25 protein-coding genes and 1 pseudogene are annotated in these 25900 nt (G+C 48.3%); 15 read left to right on the top strand and 11 right to left on the bottom strand.

Annotation, left to right across the window (positions count from 1 at the left end; translation table 11 throughout):
- Positions 1-90: 90 nt before the first annotated feature.
- Positions 91-933, bottom strand: coding sequence for a formyltetrahydrofolate deformylase (gene purU, locus OGY09_RS21515; RefSeq protein WP_032943691.1), 843 nt, complete (start codon positions 931-933; stop codon positions 91-93).
- A gap of 55 nt (positions 934-988) precedes the next feature.
- Positions 989-1444, bottom strand: coding sequence for a YchJ family protein (locus OGY09_RS21510; protein ID WP_032943690.1), 456 nt, complete (start codon positions 1442-1444; stop codon positions 989-991).
- Between the two features lie 111 nt (positions 1445-1555).
- On the opposite strand from OGY09_RS21510, the gene rssA reads away from it, so the two are divergent.
- From rssA to galU, 3 genes are all read left to right on the top strand, one after another.
- Positions 1556-2467, top strand: coding sequence for a patatin-like phospholipase RssA (gene rssA / locus OGY09_RS21505; protein WP_008784956.1), 912 nt, complete (start codon positions 1556-1558; stop codon positions 2465-2467).
- Positions 2468-2557: 90 nt separating this feature from the next.
- Positions 2558-3571: a two-component system response regulator RssB gene (rssB, locus tag OGY09_RS21500; RefSeq protein ID WP_032943688.1), complete on the top strand. Its 1014-nt coding sequence runs from the start codon at positions 2558-2560 to the stop codon at positions 3569-3571.
- 204 nt (positions 3572-3775) lie between these two features.
- Positions 3776-4684, top strand: a complete 909-nt coding sequence (gene galU / locus OGY09_RS21495) for a UTP--glucose-1-phosphate uridylyltransferase GalU (RefSeq protein ID WP_003020727.1) — start codon at positions 3776-3778, stop codon at positions 4682-4684.
- A gap of 137 nt (positions 4685-4821) precedes the next feature.
- Here the strand turns inward: galU and hns are convergent, their stop codons facing one another.
- The gene (gene hns, locus OGY09_RS21490) at positions 4822-5235 is read right to left on the bottom strand and encodes a histone-like nucleoid-structuring protein H-NS (protein ID WP_003020723.1); all 414 of its coding nucleotides are present in this window, start codon (positions 5233-5235) and stop codon (positions 4822-4824) included.
- 610 nt (positions 5236-5845) lie between these two features.
- On the opposite strand from hns, the gene tdk reads away from it, so the two are divergent.
- Complete coding sequence (gene tdk, locus OGY09_RS21485; protein ID WP_008784954.1) at positions 5846-6463, top strand: thymidine kinase; 618 nt, start codon at positions 5846-5848, stop codon at positions 6461-6463.
- 236 nt (positions 6464-6699) lie between these two features.
- Here the strand turns inward: tdk and adhE are convergent, their stop codons facing one another.
- Entirely contained in the window at positions 6700-9378 is a 2679-nt protein-coding gene (gene adhE / locus OGY09_RS21480; protein WP_008784953.1) for a bifunctional acetaldehyde-CoA/alcohol dehydrogenase, read from the bottom strand.
- A gap of 487 nt (positions 9379-9865) precedes the next feature.
- Here adhE and ychE point away from each other — a divergent pair, with 487 nt between their 5' ends.
- From ychE to OGY09_RS21445, 7 genes are all read left to right on the top strand, one after another.
- Positions 9866-10513: an NAAT family transporter YchE gene (gene ychE / locus OGY09_RS21475; RefSeq protein ID WP_003020714.1), complete on the top strand. Its 648-nt coding sequence runs from the start codon at positions 9866-9868 to the stop codon at positions 10511-10513.
- A 771-nt stretch (positions 10514-11284) separates the two neighbouring features.
- The gene (oppA, locus tag OGY09_RS21470) at positions 11285-12916 is read left to right on the top strand and encodes an oligopeptide ABC transporter substrate-binding protein OppA (RefSeq protein WP_048216252.1); all 1632 of its coding nucleotides are present in this window, start codon (positions 11285-11287) and stop codon (positions 12914-12916) included.
- A gap of 232 nt (positions 12917-13148) precedes the next feature.
- Positions 13149-14069 (top strand): oligopeptide ABC transporter permease OppB, encoded by a 921-nt coding sequence (gene oppB / locus OGY09_RS21465; protein ID WP_003020708.1) that lies wholly within the window; start codon positions 13149-13151, stop codon positions 14067-14069.
- Positions 14070-14083: 14 nt separating this feature from the next.
- Positions 14084-14992 carry an oligopeptide ABC transporter permease OppC gene (gene oppC / locus OGY09_RS21460; protein ID WP_008784950.1) on the top strand — a complete coding sequence of 303 codons (909 nt, stop codon included), beginning with the start codon at positions 14084-14086 and terminating at the stop codon, positions 14990-14992.
- An 11-nt stretch (positions 14993-15003) separates the two neighbouring features.
- Positions 15004-16017 carry a murein tripeptide/oligopeptide ABC transporter ATP-binding protein OppD gene (oppD, locus tag OGY09_RS21455; protein ID WP_003833364.1) on the top strand — a complete coding sequence of 338 codons (1014 nt, stop codon included), beginning with the start codon at positions 15004-15006 and terminating at the stop codon, positions 16015-16017.
- Positions 16014-17018, top strand: coding sequence for a murein tripeptide/oligopeptide ABC transporter ATP-binding protein OppF (gene oppF, locus OGY09_RS21450; protein WP_008784949.1), 1005 nt, complete (start codon positions 16014-16016; stop codon positions 17016-17018). The genes oppD and oppF overlap by 4 nt, the downstream gene beginning before the upstream one ends.
- Before the next feature lie 45 nt (positions 17019-17063).
- Positions 17064-17900 carry an ion transporter gene (locus OGY09_RS21445; protein ID WP_008784948.1) on the top strand — a complete coding sequence of 279 codons (837 nt, stop codon included), beginning with the start codon at positions 17064-17066 and terminating at the stop codon, positions 17898-17900.
- 37 nt (positions 17901-17937) lie between these two features.
- Here the strand turns inward: OGY09_RS21445 and OGY09_RS21440 are convergent, their stop codons facing one another.
- Together OGY09_RS21440 and cls are read right to left on the bottom strand one after the other, a co-directional pair.
- A complete protein-coding gene (locus tag OGY09_RS21440) occupies positions 17938-18267 on the bottom strand; it encodes an HI1450 family dsDNA-mimic protein (RefSeq protein ID WP_003020691.1) in 330 nt (109 codons plus the stop codon).
- Positions 18268-18301: 34 nt separating this feature from the next.
- A complete protein-coding gene (gene cls, locus OGY09_RS21435) occupies positions 18302-19762 on the bottom strand; it encodes a cardiolipin synthase (RefSeq protein WP_003020687.1) in 1461 nt (486 codons plus the stop codon).
- 142 nt (positions 19763-19904) lie between these two features.
- On the opposite strand from cls, the gene OGY09_RS21430 reads away from it, so the two are divergent.
- On the top strand, positions 19905-20078 hold the full coding sequence (locus OGY09_RS21430; RefSeq protein WP_122973790.1) for a YciY family protein: 174 nt from the start codon (positions 19905-19907) through the stop codon (positions 20076-20078).
- 50 nt (positions 20079-20128) lie between these two features.
- Here the strand turns inward: OGY09_RS21430 and OGY09_RS21425 are convergent, their stop codons facing one another.
- The gene (locus tag OGY09_RS21425; protein WP_032943618.1) at positions 20129-20425 is read right to left on the bottom strand and encodes a YciI family protein; all 297 of its coding nucleotides are present in this window, start codon (positions 20423-20425) and stop codon (positions 20129-20131) included.
- Positions 20426-20640: 215 nt separating this feature from the next.
- Between OGY09_RS21425 and tonB the strand changes: the two genes are divergently transcribed.
- Entirely contained in the window at positions 20641-21369 is a 729-nt protein-coding gene (tonB, locus tag OGY09_RS21420; protein WP_168150127.1) for a TonB system transport protein TonB, read from the top strand.
- A gap of 64 nt (positions 21370-21433) precedes the next feature.
- Here the strand turns inward: tonB and yciA are convergent, their stop codons facing one another.
- From yciA to OGY09_RS21400, 4 genes and pseudogenes are all read right to left on the bottom strand, one after another.
- Entirely contained in the window at positions 21434-21835 is a 402-nt protein-coding gene (gene yciA / locus OGY09_RS21415; protein WP_008784945.1) for an acyl-CoA thioester hydrolase YciA, read from the bottom strand.
- 165 nt (positions 21836-22000) lie between these two features.
- A complete protein-coding gene (locus OGY09_RS21410) occupies positions 22001-22540 on the bottom strand; it encodes a septation protein A (RefSeq protein WP_003020667.1) in 540 nt (179 codons plus the stop codon).
- 54 nt (positions 22541-22594) lie between these two features.
- Positions 22595-23338 carry a YciC family protein gene (locus OGY09_RS21405; protein WP_003020663.1) on the bottom strand — a complete coding sequence of 248 codons (744 nt, stop codon included), beginning with the start codon at positions 23336-23338 and terminating at the stop codon, positions 22595-22597.
- A 28-nt stretch (positions 23339-23366) separates the two neighbouring features.
- A pseudogene (locus OGY09_RS21400) lies at positions 23367-23444 on the bottom strand (YkgJ family cysteine cluster protein); the annotation flags it as partial.
- A 292-nt stretch (positions 23445-23736) separates the two neighbouring features.
- Between OGY09_RS21400 and ompW the strand changes: the two are divergent.
- Positions 23737-24375 (top strand): outer membrane protein OmpW, encoded by a 639-nt coding sequence (ompW, locus tag OGY09_RS21395; protein WP_003833354.1) that lies wholly within the window; start codon positions 23737-23739, stop codon positions 24373-24375.
- A 421-nt stretch (positions 24376-24796) separates the two neighbouring features.
- Positions 24797-25513 carry a YebC/PmpR family DNA-binding transcriptional regulator gene (locus OGY09_RS21390; protein WP_003020658.1) on the top strand — a complete coding sequence of 239 codons (717 nt, stop codon included), beginning with the start codon at positions 24797-24799 and terminating at the stop codon, positions 25511-25513.
- The last annotated feature ends 387 nt before the right edge of the window (positions 25514-25900 follow it).

Here is a 25900-nt window from a genome sequence, read left to right as displayed (position 1 = left end):
CCCTGTAAAGCATTCCGTTGATAAAAAAGAACTGGTTGCCTGATTTTTACACGTAAAGATGTAAAGGTAACCAATTAACTTATCAATCGATTACAGAATAATCGTTCGGTTACCGTAAACAAAGACGCGTTGAGCCAGAACCTGATACAGCGCACGGCTTAATACATTTTTTTCAACGTCGCGACCCGCGCGCATCATATCTTCGGCGGTGTAGGTGTGATCAACATGGATCACGTCCTGCATAATGATTGGGCCTTCATCGAGGTTATCATTCACGTAGTGGGCCGTCGCACCGATGATCTTCACGCCGCGTTCATAAGCTTGATGGTACGGACGAGCACCAATGAATGCTGGCAGGAATGAATGGTGAATATTGATAATCTTATTCGGGAAGCGTGAAACAAATGTCGGGGTCAGAACGCGCATGTATTTAGCCAGCACGACATAATCCGGCTGGTGGGCGTCGATAGCATCAGCCATTTTCTGATCATGTTCTTCACGTGTTAAACCTTCATGGCTCACCAGCTCAAACGGAATATAAAACCGTTCAACCAGAGGACGCAAGGTCTCGTGATTGCCGATCACCGCGGCGATTTCAACATCCAGCCCGCCATAATTGGCCTTCATTAATAAATCGCCCAGGCAATGCGCTTCCTTGGTGACCAAAATGACGATGCGGCGGCGGCCTGCTGGGGTTAATTCACGAATCGAGCCTTCAGGTAAGGCGCTGTCCAGATCGGCAAGCAGCGTGATGTCGTTAAATATGCCCTCCAGTTCGGTACGCATAAAAAAGCGTCCGGTACGGTGGTCCACAAACTCATTGTTCTGCACGATGTTCAGTTCATGCTTGTAACAGATATTTGTAATGCGCGCGATCAGACCTTTTTGGTCCGGGCAAATAGTACGCAGCACTTTTCGTTGTAATGAATGCATTTGCAGCGGTGATCCTGTTGAGAATGTTTGCAAAATTGATACTGTCGGGCGTTGATTAGCCGCAGCACTTTTTAAATTTTTTACCTGAGCCACAAGGGCAGGTATCGTTTCGTCCAATTTGAGGGCGTGTACCGTCTATATAGTACCACTGACCGTTTTCTTTTAAAAAACGAGAGCGCTCGATAATTGCACCTGTTTTACCTTGTTCAGAAAACCGTGCGACAAAACTGACATAGCCGATATTTTCTGTGTCTGCCGTCTCTTGTTCAAAAACGGTCAGCCCGAGCCATTCGGTGTGCGCAAATCCTGCGATAATGTCGTCGCGAAACGCGGCGGCATGACAGTCCGGATGCCAGGTTCTGATAAGGTAATCTGCGTCTTTCATCACAAAAGCACAGTAACGAGAACGCATGAGATGTGACGGCGTAGGTGCTACTTGCGCGCCGGACACATAACGGTAGCAACATAGGCTATACTCGACAGCGCTACCACAGGGACAAAGCTGAGACACAAAGTACTCCCTGGAATATAAAAACGGCGTAAAAACGCCAGAGTGGCACTATGTTAACTGAGCGGTAGCGATGTTGCTACGTCTGCAAGCCAGGGGAAGTTTGTACGTATAATGAGAAAAATAAAAATTGGGCTGGCGCTAGGTTCCGGCGCGGCGCGAGGTTGGTCGCATATTGGCGTTATTAAAGCCCTTAAGCATATGGGCATTGATGTTGATATCGTGGCAGGGTGCTCCATCGGTTCGTTGGTTGGCGCTGCCTACGCCTGCAATAAGCTGCCTGCTCTCGAAAAGTGGGTCTGTTCTTTCAGCTATTGGGATGTTTTACGGTTGATGGATCTCTCGTGGCGCAGGGGAGGTTTACTGCGCGGTGAACGGGTATTCAATCAGTACCGTAATGTGATGCCGGTAGAAGCAATTGAGCAATGTACTCGCCGTTTCGCAACAGTGGCTACCAATCTGAGTACGGGTCGGGAACTTTGGTTCACCGAAGGTGATTTACATCTGGCTGTCCGGGCCTCCTGCAGTATTCCTGGCTTGATGTCACCTGTGGCGCACAATGGTTACTGGCTGGTCGATGGTGCGGTGGTGAATCCTGTCCCTGTCTCCCTGACTCGCGCGTTGGGGGCCGATATTGTTATAGCGGTCGACCTGCAACACGATGCGCATCTCATGCAACAAGATTTACTCTCCTTCAACGTCAATAGCGATGCCGAATCGGGTGATGATGCTGACGAACTCTCATGGCATGCCCGTCTGAAAGAACGCTTGAGCAACATTACGGCCAGGCGTGCAGTAACTGCGCCCACGGCGATGGAGATCATGACGACGTCTATTCAGGTTCTGGAAAACCGACTGAAACGTAACCGCATGGCCGGTGACCCTCCAGACATTCTGATTCAGCCGTTTTGTCCACAAATATCCACGCTGGATTTTCACCGCGCCAGTGCGGCAATTGCTGCCGGGCAGTTAGCGGTCGAGAAGAAAATGGATGAGCTTCTACCCCTGGTGAAAACCAACGTCTAACGCATTTTTTATCAACACTTAAGCTAATTCTGACAGGCGTGAGTGGCAATAGCATGCCACTATTTATTAAAGCCAGTCAGGGGGGAGAATATGACGCAGCCATTGGTCGGAAAACAGATTCTTATCGTTGAGGATGAGCCGGTATTTCGCTCACTCATGGACTCATGGTTTTCCTCTTTGGGAGCGACAACGGCGGTAGCTGGTGACGGACTTGAAGCACTGGACTTGCTTGGGCATTTTAAACCCGACCTGATGATCTGCGACCTGGCTATGCCAAGAATGAACGGTCTCAAACTGGTTGAGTATTTACGTAATCGTGGCGATCAGACCCCGATACTGGTGATTTCTGCGACGGAAAACATGTCCGACATAGCCAAAGCGTTACGACTCGGTGTGGATGACGTCCTGTTGAAGCCGGTGAAAGACCTTAATCGCTTGCGAGAAACCGTCTTTGCATGTCTTTATCCCAACATGTTTAATTCACGCGTGGAAGAAGAAGAGCGGCTATTTCGCGACTGGGATGCGATGGTGGACGATCCTGCCGCCGCCGCGAAGCTGCTAAAAGAATTACAGCCTCCAGTGTCGCAAGTGATTTCGCACTGTCGCATTAACTATCGACAATTGGTGGCAGCCGACCAACCGGGTCTGGTGCTGGATATTGCGCCGCTGTCGGATCATGACCTTGCATTCTATTGCCTTGATGTGACGCGTGCAGGGGATAATGGCGTGCTGGCTGCATTATTACTGCGGGCGCTATTTAATGGTTTACTGCAGGAGCAACTGACACAACAAAATCAACGGTTGCCGGAGTTGGGTACGTTATTGAAACAGGTAAATCATTTGTTGCGGCAAGCCAATTTACCAGGGCAGTTTCCCTTGCTGGTGGGGTATTACCACAGCGGATTAAAAAATCTGATTCTGGTATCGGCAGGGCTGAATGCGACATTAAATACAGGTTCCCACCAAGTGCAAATCAGCAATGGCGTTCCGCTGGGTACCTTAGGTAATACGTATCTTAATCAGCTGAGCCAACATTGTGAGTCATGGCAATGCCAAATTTGGGGGGCGGGAGGTCGCCTGCGCTTGATGTTGTCTGCGGAATGAACAATTGAGTGGCGTGCAAATGAAATTGGTTCACCCTCCCCATGTTGCGAGTGCTACTATCGGCGCCAGTTTTATTCGTATTTATCTTAATTATACCGACGCGCGTCCTTTTCAGACCAGAAGCTTGTCGCTGTACTGATATACTCGGATGCGATACAGAATGATGAACACGTTCAATACATGAACAGTCCAGGAGAGTTTTAAATGGCTGCCCTTAATTCAAAAGTCAAAAAAGCCGTTATCCCGGTTGCGGGATTAGGAACCAGGATGTTACCGGCTACGAAAGCAATCCCGAAAGAGATGCTACCGTTGGTTGATAAGCCATTAATTCAGTACGTCGTAAACGAATGTATTGCTGCGGGCATCACTGAAATTGTACTTGTAACTCACTCGTCTAAAAATTCCATTGAAAACCACTTTGATACCAGCTTTGAACTTGAAGCGATGCTGGAAAAACGTGTAAAACGTCAGCTTCTGGAAGAAGTGCAATCTATTTGCCCGCCACATGTGACTATTATGCAGGTGCGTCAGGGGCTGGCTAAAGGTCTGGGCCACGCGGTATTGTGCGCGCACCCTGTGGTTGGCGATGAACCGGTAGCTGTAATCCTGCCGGACGTAATTCTTGATGAATACGAATCTGATTTATCCCGCGACAACCTTGCCGAAATGATTCATCGTTTTGATGAAACAGGTAGCAGCCAGATTATGGTTGAACCGGTAGAAGATGTTACGGCTTATGGCGTTGTGGATTGTAAAGGCGTTGAATTATCCCCGGGCGAAAGCGTCCCGATGGTTGGCGTGGTTGAAAAACCAAAAGCTGATGTTGCGCCTTCTAATCTGGCCGTTGTGGGTCGTTACGTTCTTAGTGCCGATATCTGGCCTCTGCTGGCTAAAACCCCTCCGGGAGCGGGTGATGAAATTCAGCTGACAGATGCTATCGATATGCTGATTGAAAAAGAGACGGTTGAAGCTTATCACATGAAGGGCAAAAGCCATGACTGTGGTAATAAACTGGGCTATATGCAGGCGTTCGTTGAATATGGTATTCGCCATAATACTCTCGGCGCCGAATTTAAAGCCTGGCTGGAAGACGAGATGGGTATTAAGAAGTAACCTTCTGGTATTATCTGGTCAGAACGGCGCTGTATTAACAGCGCCGTTTTTTTTATACCTAATCCGGGTAGGGTTGAGCGAAGTACCGGTAAAAAAAATCCCGCCAGTGGCGGGATTTTAAGCAAACTATTTCTGAATTATTCCTTGATCAGGAAATCGTCCAGTTGTTTACCTTGTTCTTCCATCGCTTTTTTGATCACTGCCGGTGTACGGCCCTGGCCAGTCCAGGTTTTAGTTTCACCGTTTTCGTCAACATAGCTATATTTAGCCGGACGTGCAGCGCGTTTAGCTTTGGTGCCAGATTTAACAGCAGCCATGCTATTCAGCAATTCGTTCGGATCAATGCCGTCAGCGATCAGCATTTCACGATATTGTTGCAGTTTACGAGTACGTTCTTCAACTTCAGCAGCAGCAGCGCTTTCTTCTTCGCGACGCTCGCTAACTACAACTTCTAATTTTTCCAGCATTTCTTCAAGCGTTTCCAGAGTGCATTCTCTTGCCTGCGCACGAAGAGTACGGATGTTGTTCAGAATTTTAAGTGCTTCGCTCATTGTAGTAATCTCAAACTTATATTGGGGTGGTTTGTTGAGCTAATAATAGAGCGATAAATTCAGTTGTGCAATAGCCAGGAATGTAAGGAATTCAAAATTGCGCTTTATTTAGTATCAGAATTAATTCTCCTGTCTTAAATTTCCCATGATGTTGGGCATAAAAAAGGCTTATTGACGAGGGGGCTTCTCAGCGGCTGAGAGTAAAAATTCAAGATTCAGGTCACATTTTATGGTGTACAAATAGTATCTCTTTGCAGTGATTTCAACCTTTTGTATTAGTTTTGCTTACGTGAATTCGCTAATACACGGCGACAGTGGGTAGATTCAATAACAATATGGGAAGGGTTTCTTTATTGCCGTATGATGATAAGTGACATTGATAAATTTCATGAGCACTATTTGTGAAAGAGTGTGTATATACGCGTCCGAGTTCAGGCTGTTTGGTCGATGGTTGTATGCTCTCTCACTATCCGTTACTTAAATTCAGGCGGCACTGTGCGAGCTTGCCCGCTCATTTATACGCCTTTGTGGCCAACGCTACACCGACATGTTCGTGAAATATGATACAATCCAGCCCATATTTATTTCCCCTGGTGAGGGCCTTCGGTCAATGGCACAACTATATTTTTACTATTCTGCAATGAACGCAGGTAAGTCGACTGCATTGTTGCAATCTTCGTACAATTATCAGGAACGTGGGATGCGTGCCGTTGTATATACAGCGGAAATTGATGACCGTTTTGGTGCTGGAAAAGTAAGTTCACGTATAGGTCTGTCGTCACCTGCAAAATTGTTTAACCAAAATTCATCATTGTTCGAAGAGATTCGCGCCGAGAATGCGCAGCAAAGAATTCACTGTGTACTGGTCGATGAGTCTCAGTTTCTGACCCGACAACAGGTTTATGAATTATCTGAAGTTGTCGATCAACTGGATATTCCTGTTTTGTGTTACGGCTTACGCACTGATTTTCGTGGTGAGTTATTTGGTGGCAGCGAATACCTGCTTGCCTGGTCAGATAAACTGGTTGAATTAAAGACCATTTGTTTCTGTGGCCGTAAGGCCAGCATGGTATTACGCCTTGATCAGGCTGGAAGACCTTATAACGAGGGCGAGCAGGTGGTTATCGGCGGGAATGAACGCTATGTGTCGGTATGTCGTAAACACTACAAACAAGCGCAGTCTGAGGGCTCTCTGACGGCGATACAAGAACGACACAGCCACGATTAACCCTGTACGCTTCTGAGCGCTTATAAACACAGGGTAGGCCGGAACCTTCGTCAATGTTCTCTACCCTGTCAGACTCTTTTCTGACGGCTGGTCTCACATCTTCCTGAATACATCTCTTACACTGCCATTCTATTCACATGGTTAAATTGTGTATTCCCCGATTTTCATAACACAAGACGAAAAAAACGGCCCCAATTGGGACCGTTTATGATGAAGCTAAAACTTATCTGAGCAAATTAAGCGGATTTCTTCGCTTTCTTTTCTGCTTTCGGTGCAGCTACTGCTTCAGTCTTAGCGGCGGTCTGACCTTCGCTATACTCACGACCGTAGTAGGTATCCAGCAGGATCTGTTTCAGTTCAGAAATCAGCGGGTAACGTGGGTTAGCACCAGTACACTGGTCGTCAAACGCATCTTCAGACAGTTTGTCCACGTGTGCCAGGAAGTCAGCTTCCTGAACGCCAGCTTCACGGATAGACTTAGGAATACCCAGTTCAGCCTTGATTTCTTCCAGCCAGCCCAGCAGTTTCTGGATTTTCGCGGCAGTACGGTCACCCGGTGCGCTCAGACCCAGATGGTCTGCGATTTCAGCGTAGCGACGGCGTGCCTGCGGACGGTCGTACTGGCTGAATGCAGTCTGTTTAGTCGGGTTGTCGTTCGCGTTATAACGAATAACGTTGCTGATCAGCAGGGCGTTCGCCAGACCGTGAGGAATGTGGAACTGAGAACCCAGTTTGTGCGCCATTGAGTGACATACACCCAGGAAGGCGTTAGCAAACGCGATACCGGCGATAGTTGCTGCACTGTGTACACGCTCACGCGCTACCGGGTTCTTAGAACCTTCATGGTAAGACGCTGGCAGGTTTTCTTTCAGCAATTTCAACGCTTGCAGAGCCTGACCGTCAGAGAACTCAGAAGCCAGTACTGAAACGTAAGCTTCCAGAGCGTGGGTGACGGCATCCAGACCACCGAACGCACACAGTGACTTCGGCATATCCATAACCAGGTTGGCGTCAACAATCGCCATATCCGGAGTCAGCGCATAGTCTGCCAGCGGGTATTTCTGCCCAGTTGCATCGTCGGTAACGACCGCAAACGGAGTCACTTCAGAACCGGTACCGGAAGTGGTGGTAACTGCAACCATCTTCGCTTTTACGCCCATTTTCGGGAACTTGTAGATACGTTTACGGATGTCCATAAAGCGCAGTGCCAGTTCTTCGAAGTGAGTTTCCGGGTGCTCGTACATAACCCACATGATTTTCGCGGCGTCCATCGGGGAACCACCACCCAGTGCGATGATTACGTCTGGTTTGAAGGAGTTAGCCAGCTCAGCACCTTTGCGAACAACGGTCAGAGTCGGGTCAGCTTCAACTTCAAAGAACACTTCGGTTTCAACGCCAGCAGCTTTCAGAACGGAGGTGATCTGGTCTGCATAACCGTTGTTGAACAGGAAGCGGTCGGTCACGATCAGCGCACGTTTGTGACCATCGGTAATCACTTCATCCAGTGCGATTGGCAGAGAGCCACGACGGAAGTAGATAGATTTCGGAAGTTTGTGCCACAACATGTTTTCAGCTCGCTTAGCAACGGTTTTCTTGTTGATCAGGTGCTTAGGACCAACGTTTTCAGAGATGGAGTTACCACCCCAGGAACCACAACCCAGTGTCAGGGAAGGTGCGAGTTTGAAGTTGTACAGGTCACCGATACCACCCTGAGAAGCCGGGGTGTTGATCAGGATACGTGCGGTTTTCATCATCTGGCCGAAGTAGGCAACACGCTCTGGCTGGTTGTCCTGGTCAGTGTACAGGCAAGAGGTATGACCGATACCGCCCATCGCAACCAGTTTTTCAGCTTTGATGACTGCGTCTTCGAAGTCCTTCGCACGGTACATTGCCAGCGTCGGAGACAGTTTCTCGTGAGCAAACGGTTCGCTTTCGTCAACAACCTTCACTTCACCGATCAGAATCTTAGTGGTTTCTGGTACGGAGAAGCCTGCCAGTTCAGCAATCTTGTATGCCGGCTGACCAACGATAGCTGCGTTCAGCGCGCCATTTTTCAGGATAACGTCCTGGACTGCTTTCAGCTCTTTGCCCTGCAGCATGTAGCCGCCGTGAGTCGCAAAACGCTCACGTACTGCATCATATACGGAGTCAACCACGACGACAGACTGCTCAGAAGCACAGATTACGCCGTTATCAAAGGTTTTAGACATCAGAACAGATGCAACAGCACGTTTGATATCAGCGGTTTCGTCGATAACCACAGGGGTGTTACCTGCGCCTACGCCGATAGCCGGTTTACCGGAGCTGTATGCCGCTTTAACCATGCCTGGACCACCGGTCGCAAGGATCAGGTTGATGTCCGGGTGGTGCATCAGCGCGTTAGACAGTTCAACGGAAGGTTGATCGATCCAGCCGATCAGATCTTTCGGTGCGCCAGCAGCGATTGCTGCTTGCAGAACGATGTCAGCTGCTTTGTTAGTTGCATCTTTTGCGCGCGGATGCGGAGAGAAGATGATGGCGTTACGGGTCTTCAGGCTGATCAGTGATTTGAAGATTGCAGTAGAAGTCGGGTTAGTGGTTGGAACGATACCGCAGATAATACCAATCGGTTCAGCAATGGTAATGGTACCAAAAGTGTCGTCTTCAGACAGCACACCACAGGTTTTTTCATCTTTGTAAGCGTTGTAAATGTATTCAGAAGCGAAGTGGTTTTTAATCACTTTATCTTCGACAATACCCATGCCGGATTCGGCAACGGCCATTTTCGCGAGAGGAATTCGAGCGTCTGCGGCAGCCAGAGCGGCGGCACGGAAGATTTTGTCAACCTGTTCTTGAGTGAAACTGGCATATTCACGCTGGGCTTTTTTTACGCGCTCTACAAGTGCGTTAAGTTCAGCGACATTAGTAACAGCCATGATGCTCTCCTGATAATGTTAAACTTTTTTAGTAAATCATCTGCTCGATACGAGAGTATAGACAGACCGACGAAAATTTGTGTAATGGTTTGAAAATCAAACGGTTAATTAACGTCCACTTTACTTTGATTTACTAAAAGAGCTTATACGCTAGCGTCTGTTAACTCTAACGCGTTACCTCCAGGTGGCGTAAGCAAGATTACTCACTTCTGAGTAGTAATTGCGTGATCTGGATCAAAAATTCGCAAAGCTGACACCTTTCAGCAGGCCCTTTTAGCGTTTCTCGTTAAGTGTTAATAAATTGGCGTAATGAATGCTAATAACATTAGCATATTTAATACATATTAATAACACTGAGTATTGGTAGCGTATTTACATTGATATACGCAGATAGAAGGTGAAGTATGCTGACAAAAGGCGTATCTTCAGCGCGGATTTTATCAATTTTTATGACTCATTTTATCCGGCTAACGCTTCGGAGCTAACCGTGATCCAAACGCTATTTGATTTTCCTGTCTATTTTAAATTTTTCATTGGGTTATTTGCGTTGGTCAACCCGGTAGGGATCATCCCCGTCTTTATCAGTATGACCAGCTATCAAACTGCCGCAGCACGAAACAAAACCAACCTCACGGCAAACCTATCGGTCGCAATTATCCTGTGGACTTCGCTGTTTCTTGGTGATGGTATTCTGCAACTCTTCGGCATCTCAATTGACTCGTTCAGGATCGCTGGCGGCATTCTGGTTGTGACTATCGCGATGTCAATGATTAGTGGAAAACTAGGGGAAGATAAACAAAACAAACAGGAAAAATCAGAAACCGCAATCCGTGAAAGTATCGGCGTTGTGCCGTTGGCATTGCCGTTGATGGCGGGGCCGGGGGCGATAAGCTCAACTATTGTTTGGGGTACGCGATATCATAGCGCGATTAACCTGTTTGGCTTTTTTGTAGCGATTGCGTTGTTTGCCCTGTGCTGCTGGGGGCTGTTCCGCATGGCACCATGGTTAGTGCGCCTGTTGGGCCAAACCGGTATCAACGTCATTACGCGTATTATGGGGCTGCTGTTAATGGCTTTGGGTATCGAATTTATCGTTACAGGCATCAAATCCATTTTCCCTGGTTTGCTGGCCTGAAACCTCTCTTCTGTGCAAACGGAGTCGTGTCCGGCTCCGTTTCCTTTCATTATCAGTAAAACTTCTCACTAAAGTTGAAAATCAGCAGAGCAATAATAAAAAATGCTGATGATTAACTCTCCTGTTAGCCATTGATTATAAAGATATAACACGTCCCAGTACGCCCGGCGAAGACCGATACTGCTGTTATTTTATTAACATCATACTCTGGGGCTTGCTGAAGGATTATCGAAATGTTATTAGTTATTTCAGCCTTTATTTCAGATGAATGTGCTAATTAATAACCAATTGTTAAATTTATGTGCATTTTGACATGGCGTTGACTTCGGACAGGATGGTTAACACCATAGTCGACATAATGCATTGATTTTTGTGAGCTTTCCATAATAAATCTTCATTCGTAAGACTTTTTAAGTGAGATTTATTTCCAATAAAAGAGAATTGGTTAACAAATTTGTAAAATGTATTGGCGGTTAAGAAACGCATTTGATACTTTCCGGCCAAGTATTATGCGGAAGAATTCACGTTGATGAGAATCATTTGCAGTTATTTTCTCTCAACAGGGTAATAGCGTGTTTCCGGCAGGGGAGGCACGTAGAGAATCGACGCAAGGCGGTCATACGAATCGCCAGAATAAATAAAGTCGGTGATAGCAAGCAGTAAAACAATAAACCACCTGACGGCAGAAAATCTCCGGTGCCGTACAGGGATCCTGACAGGATTAACAGTCTGGTTAAAAAACCAGCCATAATAATGAGGGAGTACAACACAATGACTAACATCACTAAAAAAAGTTTAGTAGCTGCGGGGATCTTAACTGCGCTAGTCGCTGGAAATGTTGCCACGGCGGCAGTAGTGCCAGCGGGTGTGCAGCTTGCTGAAAAGCAGACTCTGGTGCGTAATAACGGTTCGGAAGTGCAATCACTCGATCCCCACAAAATCGAAGGTGTACCTGAATCCAACATTAACCGTGACCTGTTTGAAGGTTTATTAATCAGTGATGTCGATGGCAAACCATCGCCTGGCGTGGCTGAAAAATGGGAAAATAAAGATTTTAAAGTCTGGACATTCCATCTGCGTAAAGATGCTAAGTGGTCTGACGGCACGCCTGTTACCGCGCAAGATTTCGTGTATAGCTGGCAACGTTTGGCTAATCCAAATACTGCATCACCGTATGCCAGTTATTTGCAGTACGGTCATATTGTCAACATTGATGATATTATCGCCGGTAAAAAGCCGGTCACCGATCTGGGCGTAAAAGCTCTCGACGATCATACTTTTGAAGTTACCCTCAGCGAACCAGTTCCTTATTTCTACAAACTGCTAGTGCACTCTTCCGTTTCACCGGTTCCCAGAGCGGCTGTTGAAAAATTCGGCGAGAAGTGGACCCAGCCCGCTAACATCGTTACTAACGGTGCGTATAAACTGAAAGACTGGGTTGTGAACGAGCGCATTGTGCTTGAGCGTAATACCAACTATTGGGACAACGCCAAAACGGTTATTAACCAGGTAACTTACCTGCCTATTTCTTCTGAAGTGACTGACGTTAACCGCTATCGCAGCGGTGAAATTGACATGACCTATAACAACATGCCGATTGAGTTATTCCAGAAACTGAAAAAAGAGATCCCGAACGAAGTCCACGTTGACCCGTATCTGTGCACCTATTATTACGAAATCAACAACCAGAAAGCACCATTCAACGATGTTCGTGTTCGTACCGCCCTGAAGCTGGCGTTGGATCGTGACATAATCGTCAATAAAGTGAAAAACCAGGGTGACCTGCCAGCATATAGCTTTACTCCTCCATACACCGATGGTGCGAAACTGGTTGAGCCAGAGTGGTTCAAGTGGTCTCAGGAAAAACGTAATGAAGAAGCGAAGAAACTGCTGGCTGAGGCCGGATATACCGCTGAGAAACCGCTGACCTTTGATCTGCTGTATAACACCTCAGACCTGCATAAGAAGCTGGCTATTGCCGCGGCATCTATCTGGAAGAAAAATCTGGGTGCTAATGTGAAGCTGGAAAATCAGGAATGGAAAACGTTCCTCGATACGCGCCATCAGGGCAACTATGATGTTTCACGTGCGGGCTGGTGTGCGGACTATAACGAACCTACCTCCTTCCTGAATATGGTGCTGTCCGACAGCTCCAATAATACCGTCCACTATAAGAGCCCGGCATTTGATAAGCTGATTGCGGATACGCTGAAAGTGACGGATGAAGCGCAGCGCAGCGAACTGTATTCGAAAGCGGAACAGCAGCTGGATAAAGATTCTGCGATTGTACCGGTTTATTACTACGTTAACGCCCGCCTGGTGAAACCATGGGTTGGCGGATACTCCGGTAAAGACCCGATGGATAATATCCACGTTAAAGACTTGTATATTATCAAGCATTAATGGCAAGACGTGGGGCAATCATGTTGCCCCACAGTGTCTTTTTCTTCGAACTATAAATACCTCTTTAGACAAAGAGAGGTATACCCTAAATAATTCACGTTGCAGGAAGGCGGCAACGCAGCGAATCGCCAGGAGCTTACTTAAGTAAGTGACTGGCGTGAGCGAGCAAAGCCAACGCACTTGCAGCTTGAAGTATGACGGGTATAAAGGCACACGCCAGAAGGTACGGGCAATGTTAAAATTTATATTACGTCGCTGTCTGGAAGCGATTCCGACGCTGTTTATTCTTATTACGATTTCATTCTTTATGATGCGCCTTGCGCCCGGAAGCCCATTCACCGGGGAACGCGCGTTACCGCCAGAGGTGCTGGCGAATATTGAAGCGAAATATCACCTTAACGATCCCATCTCGACACAGTATTTCAGCTATCTGAAACAGCTGGCGCACGGCGATTTTGGACCATCCTTTAAATATAAAGACTACACGGTTAACGACCTCGTTGCCTCGAGCTTCCCGGTTTCTGCGAAGCTGGGTGCGGCAGCCTTTATTCTGGCGGTGCTCGTCGGTGTTAGCGCCGGAGTGATAGCCGCGTTGAAGCAAAATACACGTTGGGACTATACGGTGATGGGGGTGGCAATGACCGGGGTGGTTATCCCCAGTTTCGTGGTCGCTCCCTTATTGGTCATGATATTTGCCATAACCTTGAAATGGCTACCCGGCGGGGGCTGGAACGGCGGGGCGCTGAAATTTATGATCCTGCCGATGGTGGCCTTGTCACTGGCCTACATCGCCAGTATCGCCCGTATTACTCGCGGTTCGATGATTGAAGTACTGCACTCTAACTTTATTCGTACCGCGCGCGCTAAAGGGCTGCCGATGCGGCGGATTATTTTCCGCCATGCGTTGAAACCTGCGCTGTTGCCAGTGTTGTCCTATATGGGACCGGCATTTGTCGGCATTATCACCGGTTCGATGGTTATTGAAACCATTTATGGTTTGCCGGGTATTGGCCAGTTGTTCGTCAATGGGGCGTTAAACCGCGACTATTCGCTGGTTCTTAGCCTGACCATACTGGTGGGTACGCTGACCATCGTGTTTAACGCGATTGTCGATGTGCTGTATGCCGTTATCGACCCGAAAATTCGTTACTGATACTGGAGCTCGCTATGATGTTAAGTAAGAAAAACAGCGAGGCACTGGAGAATTTCAGTGAAAAGCTGGAGGTCGAAGGCCGCAGCCTGTGGCAGGACGCGCGTCGACGCTTTATGCATAACCGCGCGGCGGTAGCAAGCCTGGTGGTGCTGGTAATTATTGCGCTGTTCGTGACGCTGGCACCGATGCTGTCGCAGTTTACCTACTTTGATACCGACTGGGGAATGATGTCCAGCGCGCCGGATATGGAGTCCGGGCACTATTTCGGTACTGACTCGTCGGGACGCGACCTGTTGGTGCGCGTGGCGATTGGCGGGCGCATTTCGCTGATGGTCGGCATTGCGGCGGCGCTGGTGGCGGTAGTTGTCGGTACGCTGTACGGTTCTCTGTCGGGCTACCTTGGCGGAAAAATTGACTCGGTGATGATGCGTCTGCTGGAAATCCTCAACTCCTTCCCGTTCATGTTCTTCGTGATCCTGCTGGTCACCTTCTTTGGGCAAAATATCCTGCTGATTTTTGTCGCTATCGGAATGGTCTCCTGGCTCGATATGGCGCGTATCGTGCGTGGACAAACGCTGAGTCTCAAGCGCAAAGAGTTCATTGAAGCAGCACAAGTGGGTGGGGTATCTACCGTACGTATCGTTATCCGTCATATCGTGCCGAACGTGCTGGGCGTAGTGGTGGTATACGCTTCATTGCTGGTGCCGAGCATGATTCTGTTTGAATCCTTCCTGAGCTTTTTGGGATTAGGTACGCAAGAACCGTTAAGTAGTTGGGGTGCGCTGCTCAGTGATGGTGCCAACTCGATGGAAGTCTCACCATGGCTGCTGCTGTTCCCGGCAGGTTTCCTGGTGGTCACTTTGTTCTGTTTTAACTTTATTGGCGATGGCCTGCGTGATGCCCTCGACCCGAAAGACCGTTAAGGAGTGCAGCCATGAGCGTAATTGAAACCTCAACCGCGCCGCTCGCGCAACAACAGGCTAACGCACTGCTAAACGTAAAAGATTTGCGTGTGACGTTTGCGACCCCTGACGGCGATGTAACTGCGGTCAACGATTTAAACTTTTCTCTGCGAGCCGGAGAAACGTTGGGTATTGTCGGTGAATCCGGTTCGGGTAAATCGCAAACGGCCTTTGCCCTGATGGGGCTGCTGGCGGCGAATGGTCGTATCGGGGGCTCCGCAACGTTCAACGGGCGTGAAATTCTGAATTTACCGGAACGTGAACTGAACAAACTGCGCGCCGAGCAAATCTCGATGATTTTCCAGGACCCGATGACGTCCCTCAATCCATACATGCGGGTCGGGGAGCAGTTGATGGAAGTTCTGATGCTGCATAAAGGCATGAGCAAAGCGGAAGCTTTTGAAGAGTCGGTCAGAATGCTGGATGCGGTGAAGATGCCGGAAGCGCGTAAGCGTATGAAAATGTATCCGCATGAATTCTCCGGTGGTATGCGTCAGCGCGTAATGATCGCCATGGCGCTGCTGTGCAGGCCCAAATTACTGATTGCCGATGAACCAACCACTGCGCTCGATGTGACGGTACAGGCGCAAATTATGACGCTGCTGAATGAACTGAAAAGTGAATTCAACACCGCGATTATCATGATCACCCACGATCTGGGGGTTGTTGCCGGTATTTGCGATAAAGTCCTGGTGATGTACGCCGGACGTACTATGGAATACGGCAGTGCGCGGGATGTTTTTTATAAACCCGTTCATCCGTATTCGATTGGTTTGCTAAATGCCGTACCTCGTCTGGATGCCGAAGGGGAAGAGATGCTCACTATCCCTGGCAACCCACCGAACTTACTGCGTCTACCAAAAGGTTGTCCATTCCAGCCGCGTTGCCCGCATGCGATGGAAATCTGTAGCAGTGCTCCGCCACTGGAGGAATTTAGCCCAGGCCGTCTGCGTGCCTGCTTTAAGCCGGTGGAGGAACTGGTATGAATACGGTGACCGAACAACGTAAAGTGCTCCTTGAGATTGCCGACCTTAAAGTCCATTTCGATATTAAAGATGGCAAACAGTGGTTCTGGCAACCGTCTAAAACCCTGAAGGCGGTTGATGGCGTAACCCTGCGACTGTATGAGGGCGAAACTCTGGGCGTGGTCGGTGAATCAGGCTGCGGGAAATCGACCTTTGCCCGTGCGATTATCGGCCTGGTGAAGGCCACCGATGGAAAGGTTGCCTGGCTGGGTAAAGATTTACTGGGTATGAAACCCGATGAGTGGCGGGAAGTGCGCAGCGATATCCAGATGATTTTCCAGGATCCGCTGGCATCGTTAAACCCGCGCATGACCATTGGTGAAATCATTGCCGAACCGCTGCGAACTTATCATCCGAATCTTCCTGGTCAGGAAGTCCGCGATCGTGTGAAGGCGATGATGATGAAGGTTGGATTACTGCCCAACCTGATTAACCGCTACCCACATGAGTTTTCCGGTGGCCAGTGTCAGCGTATCGGTATTGCCCGCGCGCTGATCCTTGAACCAAAGTTGATTATCTGCGATGAACCGGTTTCGGCGCTGGATGTATCAATCCAGGCCCAGGTAGTTAATCTGCTGCAACAGCTTCAGCGCGAAATGGGATTATCGTTAATCTTCATTGCTCACGACCTCGCGGTGGTTAAACACATCTCCGACCGTGTGCTGGTTATGTATCTCGGACATGCGGTGGAATTAGGGACTTATGACGAGGTGTACCATAACCCGCTGCATCCTTATACCAAAGCGCTGATGTCTGCGGTGCCGATCCCCGATCCGGATCAGGAAAGGAACAAGGTTATCCAGTTGCTGGAAGGCGAGTTACCGTCCCCGATTAATCCTCCTTCCGGTTGCGTGTTCCGTACGCGCTGTCCGATTGCTGGACCGGAATGCGCAAAAACGCGCCCGGTTCTGGAAGGAAGTTTCCGACATGCAGTTTCCTGCCTGAAAGTAGACCCGCTATAATCCTGAGGGCTGACAAAGGTCAGCCCTTTTTTTGGTGAGGTATCTGTGCCTGGTTTAGTCTCTTCTGTCCGCCGCGCGCTCTATCGCAAATTATTTGATTTAAATACCCGTTCAGGGCGTCGCTTTGAAGGTATGTGTGCGCTATTTGCCTTGCTCAGCGTTATCGTTATCTTCATTGAGTCCGGAGTAGGGACGCAATACCATTTAACCTTTGAGGAATGGCGCGTTTTTGTCTGGCTGGAGATCTTTATTACTCTGGTCTTCACCCTCGAATATCTTCTGCGCTTATGTTGCTGGGCCAACCCCGCTAAATATGTGTTCAGCTTCTGGGGGATAATTGACCTTGCCACCATTCTGCCGCTGTATGTGATGTGGCTATGGCCGGAAATCAGTCTGAGCTATGTTTTCGCCTGGCGAGCGATGCGTGTCCTGCGCGTCCTGCGTATCCTCAAGCTGCTGCGCTTTATGCCTTCTCTGCGGGTGTTCTGGAATGCGTTAAAAAGCGCCCGACATCAGCTGATGCTGTTCTATTCCTTTATTGCCATTCTGATGGTGGTTTTTGGCGCGATGATGTATCTGATTGAAGGGCCAAAATATGGGTTTACTACGCTGAATGCGTCGGTGTATTGGGCGATTGTTACTGTAACCACCGTCGGCTATGGCGATATCACGCCACACACACCATTGGGGCGCATGGTGGCGTCTGTGCTTATCCTGATTGGTTACTCGGTGATTGCGATACCGACGGGATTGATTACCACGCACATGAGCAGTGCGTTCCAGCAGCGCGGGCACCAACGAAAATGTCCCCAGTGCCAGCAGGCGCAGCACGAAAATAGTGCGCAATTTTGTAACCGCTGTGGAAGTAAACTGCCGGGTTAAAAATGAAAAAAGCTGCGAGAGCAGCTTTTTTGTTTGATTATTCGCGCCAGAGAATATGGCAGAGCTTATGATCTTTTTCGCGACATAATAAAACGCGCGCGAAAATATCGTTAATCTCGCCGTCTTCTGTATCTGCCAGACCAATCACCACCTCGGCAAAGAAGTCAGGGTTCAGGTCAAAATCAACATGCTCCTGCCAGTCTTCCGCCGGATCGAACAACTCGGCACCGCCACGCTCTTCAAACTGCAAATTGAACAGAATGATGTCGGCTGGATCCAGATTGTCCGCAGCCAGTTCGAGAAAAATGTCATAAGCCTGCTCAAGCGTTTCGTCTTCGGTCAGGCGATTGTTCAAATCCATATCCATAATGACTACCTGTTTACTGTCTGATGGGCACGTTTTACAGCAATGGACTAAAGAAGTAAAACAGTCGCTCTGCTATCCGCTGCCAGAGTGGTCGTTTTACCCACAAACGGGCATCAAGCAGGCGGGAACGCGAAATATAATCATCCTGCACTGCCGCGAGATCGCCACCGAATCCGGCATCATCAATGACCAGCGTGATTTCAAAATTGAGCCACAGACTGCGCATATCCAGGTTAACCGTACCGACCAGGCTCAGCTCGCCATCGACCAGTACGCTCTTGGTGTGCAGCAAGCCACCTTCGAACTGATAAATTTTAACGCCAGCCGCCAGCAGCTCGGTGAAAAAGGCCCGGCTTGCCCAGCCAACCAGCAGGGAGTCATTTTTACGTGGAAGAATGATACTGACGTCAACCCCACGCTGCGCTGCCGTGCAGATCGCGTGCAACAGGTCGTCGCTGGGGACGAAGTAGGGGGTGGTCATAATTAAATATTCACGCGCTGAATAAGCAGCGGTTAGCAGCGCCTGATGAATCAAATCTTCAGGGAAACCAGGACCCGAGGCGATAGTGTGAATGGTGTGGCCGCTGGCCTGCTCAAACGGCATGATATTGACGTCTGGTGGCGGGGGCAAAATACGCTTTCCGGTCTCAATTTCCCAGTCGCAGGAATAGACAATGCCCATAGCAGTGGCGACAGGACCTTCCATTCTCGCCATTAAATCAACCCATTGCCCGACACCCGCATCTTGTTTGAAGAAACGCGGGTCGACCATGTTCATGCTGCCGGTATAAGCAATGTAGTTATCGATCATGATCATTTTGCGGTGCTGACGCAGGTCCATACGGCGTAAAAATACACGCATCAGGTTCACCTTCAGCGCTTCTACAACCTCGATACCTGCGTTACGCATCATCGCCGCCCAAGGACTGCGGAAGAACGCTACGCTGCCGGCGGAGTCCAGCATCAGGCGACAGTGAATGCCACGTCTCGCAGCAGCCATTAACGACTCGGCTACCTGATCGGCCATACCGCCTGGCTGCCATATGTAGAACACCATTTCGATGTTGTGGCGCGCCAGCTGAATATCACGGATCAGCGCCTGCATCACGTCATCTGAACTGGTGAGCAACTGCAGCTGGTTTCCCTTTACGCCGGCTATTCCCTGACGACGCTCGCACAGTTTAAATAACGAAGAGGCGACGCTGCTATTTTCCTGGGCAAAAATATGCTTGCAGGCCTTGAGGTCGTTCAGCCATTTGGCGGTTGAAGGCCACATCGCCCGGGCGCGTTCGGCACGTCGCTTGCCCAGGTGAAGTTCACCAAAAGACAGATAAGCAATGATTCCTACCAATGGCAGAATGTAGATGATCAACAGCCAGGCCATTGCGGAGGGCACTGCGCGTCGCTTCATCAGAATGCGTAACGTTACGCCAGCAATGAGTACCCAGTAACCCAGAATGACCAGCCAACTCACCACGGTGTAGAAGGTTGTCATAAATTTAAAAATCCTTTTGAAAGCGTATTGTTAAGAGTTTACGCATCAGGATTAATCTGGCAAATAAAAACACGGGAAAACCACTGGCCTGCATTCGGTCTGGCGTTATAATGGCCGCTCAGTGACTGGAAGAGTAGTTAACATGAAGCGTAGTAGAACGGAAGTGGGACGCTGGCGGATGCAGCGTCAGGCTAGCCGCCGTAAATCACGTTGGCTTGAAGGACAATCGCGTCGTAATATGCGTATCCACACTATCAGAAAGTGCATTCTCAACCATCAACGCAACTCGTTGCTGTTTGCAATCCACAGTATCTGATCTAAAAGGGCACCGCTGGCGGTGCCCAATGTCTGCGTTTGTTCTGTTTTTTAAAATACTTTCTTGTAAGGTTTTACTGAAACCTGCGCATAAACGCCCGCCGCAGCATACGGATCGGCATCTGCCCACGCCTGTGCCGCCTCCAAAGATTCAAATTCGGCAATCACCGTCGAGCCGGTAAAACCCGCCGCACCGGGATCGTTACTGTCGACCGCTGGCATGGGGCCCGCCGTGAGCAAACGACCTTCGTCATGAAGGAGTTGCAGGCGAGCCAGATGAGCAGGGCGCACGGAAAGACGTTTTTCGAGAGAGTCTGCGATATCTTGAGCGTAAATAACATACAGCACGGGTAGAGCTCCTTGAACGGTAAAAGTCGTTAATAACGTTATTGGAAAGGCCTAACAACTGCAACGGAAAGATAACTGATATGTTAAGGCCATACTCTGAAAGTGGTTTTTTATCATAAAATCGCGTTTTAAATGTCAGTTAGCACCACGGGCTTATTGAATATGATTGCTATTTGCATTTAAAATCAGGGCCTGGTTTTTTTACTGAAACGATTATGACTTCAATGACCCTTGATTTACCTCGTCGCTTTCCCTGGCCAACGTTACTGTCTGTCGGCATTCATGGTGCCGTAGTGGCTGGTTTGCTGTATACCTCGGTACATCAGGTTATTGAACTACCTGCGCCAGCGCAGCCGATCTCTGTCACGATGGTCGCGCCTGCCGATCTCGAACCGCCTCAGGCCGTTCAGCCGCCGCCGGAACCCGTTGTCGAGCCTGAACCGGAACCTGAACCGATTCCAGAGCCACCAAAAGAGGCGCCGGTGGTGATTGAAAAACCGAAGCCCAAGCCTAAACCGAAGCCAAAACCGGTGAAAAAGGTGGAAGAGCAACCGAAACGCGATGTTAAACCAGCAGAACCGCGCCCGGCCTCCCCACTGGAAAATACGGCACCTACTCGCACAATGACCAATACCGCGCCGGCAACTACCAGCAAACCGGTGGTCAGTGCGCCATCGGGTCCACGTGCTTTAAGCCGTAATCAGCCTCAGTATCCGGCGCGAGCTCAGGCGCTGCGCATTGAAGGCCGGGTAAAGGTCAAATTTAACGTAACGCCGGATGGCCGGGTTGAAAATGTGGAGATCCTGTCGGCACAGCCTGCCAATATGTTTGAACGTGAAGTGAAAAACGCGATGCGTAGATGGCGTTATGAAGCAGGTAAACCCGGTTCCGGACTTGTGGTGAATATTGTTTTCAAATTAAACGGCACAACGCAGATCGAGTAAGCATCAGGCCGTCCGGCAATGATCAAGAGTGATGATTGCCGGATAGCAGTACTGACGTGTGCTATCAGACCAACGTGGGAATTGGACGTGGTTTCCCGTCTTTATCAACAGCAACGTAGATAAACAGAGCTTCGGTAGCCTTATAGCGCTGTCCAATTGGTTCAGAAGCAACTTTCTTCACCCAAACTTCAATATTGATGCTGATCGAGGTTGTCCCGCGTTTCACACAGCGCGCATAGCAACACACTACATCACCTACGGCGACCGGGCGCAAAAAGCTCATTCCTTCTACCCGCACCGTTACCACACGACCATGTGCGATCTCTTTGGCCTGAATCGCGCCACCTATATCCATTTGTGACATCAGCCAGCCGCCAAAAATATCACCGTTTGCGTTGGTATCGGCAGGCATGGCCAGAGTGCGTAAAACCAGTTCGCCCTGGGGAGTGTTATTCGTTGTTGTCATTGTAGAACCGACTATAGAGAAAGATTACAGGCGCGATGCTACTAGAATTTATGCGTTGAGAACAGAGGGGATGCGGCGTGCGGAGCAGATGTAAGTCAGGTTGTCAGCTCTATGGAACTCGAAGGGATAAAAATTCGCCAGATCCGGGGATCTGGCGAGCATGTATTACGATTTATCTTCTTGCGGCAGATGACGGTAAATATAGACCCCACTAAGCAGCGTAAAGAATAAAGTCAGGGCGGTCAGGCCGAACACCTTGAAGTTGACCCAAATGTTCTGCGGTAGCCAAAATGCAATATAGATATTCGCCAGACCACACAGGATGAAAAAGACGGCCCAGGCTAAATTAAGTTTCGACCACACCGGCTGCGGTAGGGTCAGCTCTTTACCTAACATGCGTTGAATCAGCGGCTTTTTCATCACCCACTGGCTAACCAGCAGAGCCCCAGCAAACAGCCCGTAAATCACCGTTACTTTCCACTTAATGAATTCATCGTTGTGGAAAAAAATAGTCAAACCACCAAATACGGCCACCAGGACAAAGGTGATTAACGCCATCTTCTCGACCTTGCGATAGCGAACCCAACTGTAAATCAACACTACAGCCGTCGCGACAATCAGCGCCGAGGTCGCCGCATAGATGTCGTAAAGCTTATAAAAAGCAAAAAAGACAACCAGCGGTAAAAAATCAAGAAACTGCTTCATTCTTCGATTCCGTCATCAAAAGCACCGGGAACAAGCCCGGAATGCGTTCAGGGTTTATTGGCGAATCAGCATATACAGGCGGAACAAATAGATCAGCAACACGGCGGAGATCATATTGCTCAGCGTATTCGCCAATACCGCGCCTACATTCGGCGTAAGTACTGCAAAACTTGGCGCAAAAAGCAACAGCAGCGTTTTTGCCAGCAACCAACCGATCACTGCCGGCGCAACCAGTCGCATATTCGACCACGCCAGACGCATACTGTTGCGCATCGCGGCAAAGACACCCATTTTGTCCTGTACCAACATCACCGGTGCGAGTGCCAGCAGGATCGCCAGCAGAATACCGGGAACAACAACCAGCATAATACCGATTTGCACTAGCAGAGTAGTCAAAAAAATCAGAATAAACAGCTTCGGCAACACTGGCGCACTGGCGCCGATAGCACGTAACGCACTGACCCGATGACCTGCTGAAATCAGCTGAATCATCAGGATGACCCCCCCGGCGAGGATGGCATTACCAATCAGACCGGAAAACGTCGACGCTGCGGATGCGCGTAGCAAAATTTGCTGTTGCTCCGGGGTCATGTTTTGCACCAGATCGAACAGCCCCACGCTGCTGGTTAACTGATCGCCTTCACTGAGTTGCGCAATTTGTGCGTCAGTGGGGGAAAAGGCATGCCCTAACACCACTGTGATAAACGCGCACAACAACGATACCAGCAAGATGGTAATGAATTGATTACGGAAAAAGTTTCCCGTGTCACGGTAAACGGATTTCGCCGTGATAGACATGCACTCTCCTTGAGTTTTGCAGGTGTTCATTTGCGGGCAATTGTACCCTGGATAACTCTACAGTGGCAGCATCGCGCGATGTATGGAAAAGCATATCTTTGTAAAGCTGCAGTAATTTTTGGCTATGACTTCAGCGTCGTGCATGAACGCTGTTTGTTATCTGCGCATCACGCGCAGATATCCATCACCCATCAGCAATGAGCTGGAGGTACTTGCACATTGAAAATATATCAAAATTGATCTGAATTAATTTAACCAGGATTTTGAATGCAAGTTCTAACTTAATCTGGATCAATAAATGTTAAATTATCAAAGTCAATGTGATCCATGTTAGATCACTTATTACTCCAATGTGGGTATATTCGTTCCGCTTTTATAACCATAACGATGGAGCGGACATGAAAAAATTAACAGTTGCAGCATTGGCTTTAACAACTCTTCTCTCTGGTAACGCATTTGCGCATGAAGCTGGAGAGTTCTTTATTCGTGCAGGTTCAGCCACCGTCAGGCCGACGGAAGGTGCAGGTGGTACGCTGGGCAGCTTAGGTGGCTTTGATGTCAGCAATAACACGCAGCTGGGTCTGACATTTACCTACATGGCAACCGACAATATCGGTGTTGAATTACTGGCAGCTACGCCGTTCCGCCATAAAATCGGCACTGCTGCAACGGGGGATATTGCCACCGTACATCATTTACCGCCGACGTTAATGGCGCAGTGGTACTTCGGTGACTCCAGCAGTAAACTGCGTCCGTACGTAGGTGTTGGGGTGAACTACACGACCTTCTTCGATGAAGGCTTTAACGATAACGGTAAAGAAACAGGGTTATCGGACCTGAGTCTGAAAGATTCCTGGGGGGCAGCAGGGCAAGTCGGTATGGACTATCTGATTAACCGCGACTGGCTGATTAACATGTCGGTCTGGTACATGGATATCGATACCACCGCAAGCTATAAAATGGGTGGCGTCCAGCAGCGAGACAGTGTACGCCTCGATCCGTGGGTGTTTATGTTCTCTGCGGGTTATCGTTTTTAAGTTCTTCTGCAAAACCCCTGCAAAACTGGTCATCAAGTGACCAGTTTTTTTTCATTCTTTTCCACGCGTGTCGTTGTCTTGAACGGCCATTATTTTGCTCCTCTGGCCTGACAAAATTTGTGTGTCGAAACCTCGCTATAAGCAGTGCAGCAGCAACTTTAATAGTAGAAGTGTTTGTCTGGAATATCACTTTTGTTTCTCTTCACTTATGCATTATTGCTGCGGACCATTTATTAAGAACAAAAAAGAACCAGAGGATAATTTATCAATAATGTTAACTATTGATAAAATTAAAGTAACATGTCGTAAAATTATAATATTTTTATTTTTAATAGACGAGGATTTATACGTCATGATATAATGTAATGCTAGGTTATTTACCTGTCGGCTATGTAAATGAATTTTTGAGGAGATCATTCCAGTGGGACGTAAGTGGGCAAATATTGTTGCTAAAAAAACAGCTAAAGACGGTGCAACGTCTAATGTATATGCAAAATTTGGTGTCGAAATTTATGCTGCTGCTAAACAAGGCGAACCAGACCCAGAATTAAATACATCTTTAAAATTCGTTATTGAACGTGCTAAACAAGCGCAGGTTCCAAAACACGTTATTGATAAAGCCATTGATAAAGCCAAAGGCGGCAGCGATGAAACGTTCGTGCAAGGGCGTTATGAAGGTTTTGGTCCCAGTGGCTCACTGATTATCGCTGAAACATTGACTTCAAATGTTAACCGTACGATTGCTAATGTCCGCTCAATTTTTAATAAAAAAGGCGGGAATATAGGAGCGGCTGGTTCTGTCAGCTATATGTTTGATAATACCGGAGTGATTGTATTTGAAGGGACAGATCCTGACCACATTTTTGAAATTTTGCTTAATGCTGAAGTAGATGTTCGTGATGTAACCGAAGAAGAAGGAAACATCGTTATTTATACAGAATCTACAGATCTTCACAAAGGCATTGCAGCTTTAAAAGCCGCAGGGATTACTGAATTCTCTACCACAGAATTAGAGATGATTGCTCAATCAGAAATTGAACTTTCACCAGAAGATTTAGAAGTCTTTGCAGGGCTTGTTGATGCCCTTGAAGATGACGATGATGTTCAAAAAGTATATCATAACGTTGCTAATCTCTAATGATAGATTAAAAGAATCTGTCATTATGGCAGATTTTTTTAACTCATAAAGTTGTTATGAATAAGAATGTCTAGCCAGGTATGGCAATTCTAAAAAACAGATAAAAACCACTATCTTAAAAATGTAATAATTAAAACCTATGGTCTTAGCTTCTTAGGTACGCGATAAACGTTATACGTCCAATATGCCCCGCGATATCCTGCATCCACTCAGCGCCGCTATGAACAATTGAGATGTTAACTCCATCATTCCAGATAATCCTGGTGTAAGTACAACGTGAGTTTCTCACTCATCACTGTCCCGACATTATCAGTGAAGCATTACATCAGATATTATGGTCCGCTTCACGCTCAGATTAGTCTAACGATTGACAGGCTCAGGCAGTAT

Origin of the sequence: Citrobacter sp. Cpo071, assembly GCF_030332765.1 — a bacterium.
In the GTDB taxonomy this organism is placed as follows: domain Bacteria; phylum Pseudomonadota; class Gammaproteobacteria; order Enterobacterales; family Enterobacteriaceae; genus Citrobacter; species Citrobacter portucalensis.
Note: the sequence above shows the minus strand (reverse complement) of the source record. Positions and strands in the feature narration are given on the sequence as shown.

What these genes read in the sequence shown, in the direction of transcription:
- oppD (WP_003833364.1), top strand. Translation starts at nt 15,004, where the DNA reads ATGAGCGTAATTGAAACCTCAACCGCGCCGCTCGCGCAACAACAGGCT.
- OGY09_RS21440 (WP_003020691.1), bottom strand. Translation starts at nt 18,267, where the DNA reads ATGGATATGGATTTGAACAATCGCCTGACCGAAGACGAAACGCTTGAG.
- adhE (WP_008784953.1), bottom strand. Translation starts at nt 9,378, where the DNA reads ATGGCTGTTACTAATGTCGCTGAACTTAACGCACTTGTAGAGCGCGTA.
- oppB (WP_003020708.1), top strand. Translation starts at nt 13,149, where the DNA reads ATGTTAAAATTTATATTACGTCGCTGTCTGGAAGCGATTCCGACGCTG.
- cls (WP_003020687.1), bottom strand. Translation starts at nt 19,762, where the DNA reads ATGACAACCTTCTACACCGTGGTGAGTTGGCTGGTCATTCTGGGTTAC.
- tonB (WP_168150127.1), top strand. Translation starts at nt 20,641, where the DNA reads ATGACTTCAATGACCCTTGATTTACCTCGTCGCTTTCCCTGGCCAACG.
- rssA (WP_008784956.1), top strand. Translation starts at nt 1,556, where the DNA reads ATGAGAAAAATAAAAATTGGGCTGGCGCTAGGTTCCGGCGCGGCGCGA.
- galU (WP_003020727.1), top strand. Translation starts at nt 3,776, where the DNA reads ATGGCTGCCCTTAATTCAAAAGTCAAAAAAGCCGTTATCCCGGTTGCG.
- rssB (WP_032943688.1), top strand. Translation starts at nt 2,558, where the DNA reads ATGACGCAGCCATTGGTCGGAAAACAGATTCTTATCGTTGAGGATGAG.
- purU (WP_032943691.1), bottom strand. Translation starts at nt 933, where the DNA reads ATGCATTCATTACAACGAAAAGTGCTGCGTACTATTTGCCCGGACCAA.
- oppF (WP_008784949.1), top strand. Translation starts at nt 16,014, where the DNA reads ATGAATACGGTGACCGAACAACGTAAAGTGCTCCTTGAGATTGCCGAC.
- yciA (WP_008784945.1), bottom strand. Translation starts at nt 21,835, where the DNA reads ATGACAACAACGAATAACACTCCCCAGGGCGAACTGGTTTTACGCACT.
- hns (WP_003020723.1), bottom strand. Translation starts at nt 5,235, where the DNA reads ATGAGCGAAGCACTTAAAATTCTGAACAACATCCGTACTCTTCGTGCG.
- OGY09_RS21405 (WP_003020663.1), bottom strand. Translation starts at nt 23,338, where the DNA reads ATGTCTATCACGGCGAAATCCGTTTACCGTGACACGGGAAACTTTTTC.
- oppA (WP_048216252.1), top strand. Translation starts at nt 11,285, where the DNA reads ATGACTAACATCACTAAAAAAAGTTTAGTAGCTGCGGGGATCTTAACT.
- OGY09_RS21410 (WP_003020667.1), bottom strand. Translation starts at nt 22,540, where the DNA reads ATGAAGCAGTTTCTTGATTTTTTACCGCTGGTTGTCTTTTTTGCTTTT.
- ompW (WP_003833354.1), top strand. Translation starts at nt 23,737, where the DNA reads ATGAAAAAATTAACAGTTGCAGCATTGGCTTTAACAACTCTTCTCTCT.
- oppC (WP_008784950.1), top strand. Translation starts at nt 14,084, where the DNA reads ATGATGTTAAGTAAGAAAAACAGCGAGGCACTGGAGAATTTCAGTGAA.
- tdk (WP_008784954.1), top strand. Translation starts at nt 5,846, where the DNA reads ATGGCACAACTATATTTTTACTATTCTGCAATGAACGCAGGTAAGTCG.
- OGY09_RS21430 (WP_122973790.1), top strand. Translation starts at nt 19,905, where the DNA reads ATGAAGCGTAGTAGAACGGAAGTGGGACGCTGGCGGATGCAGCGTCAG.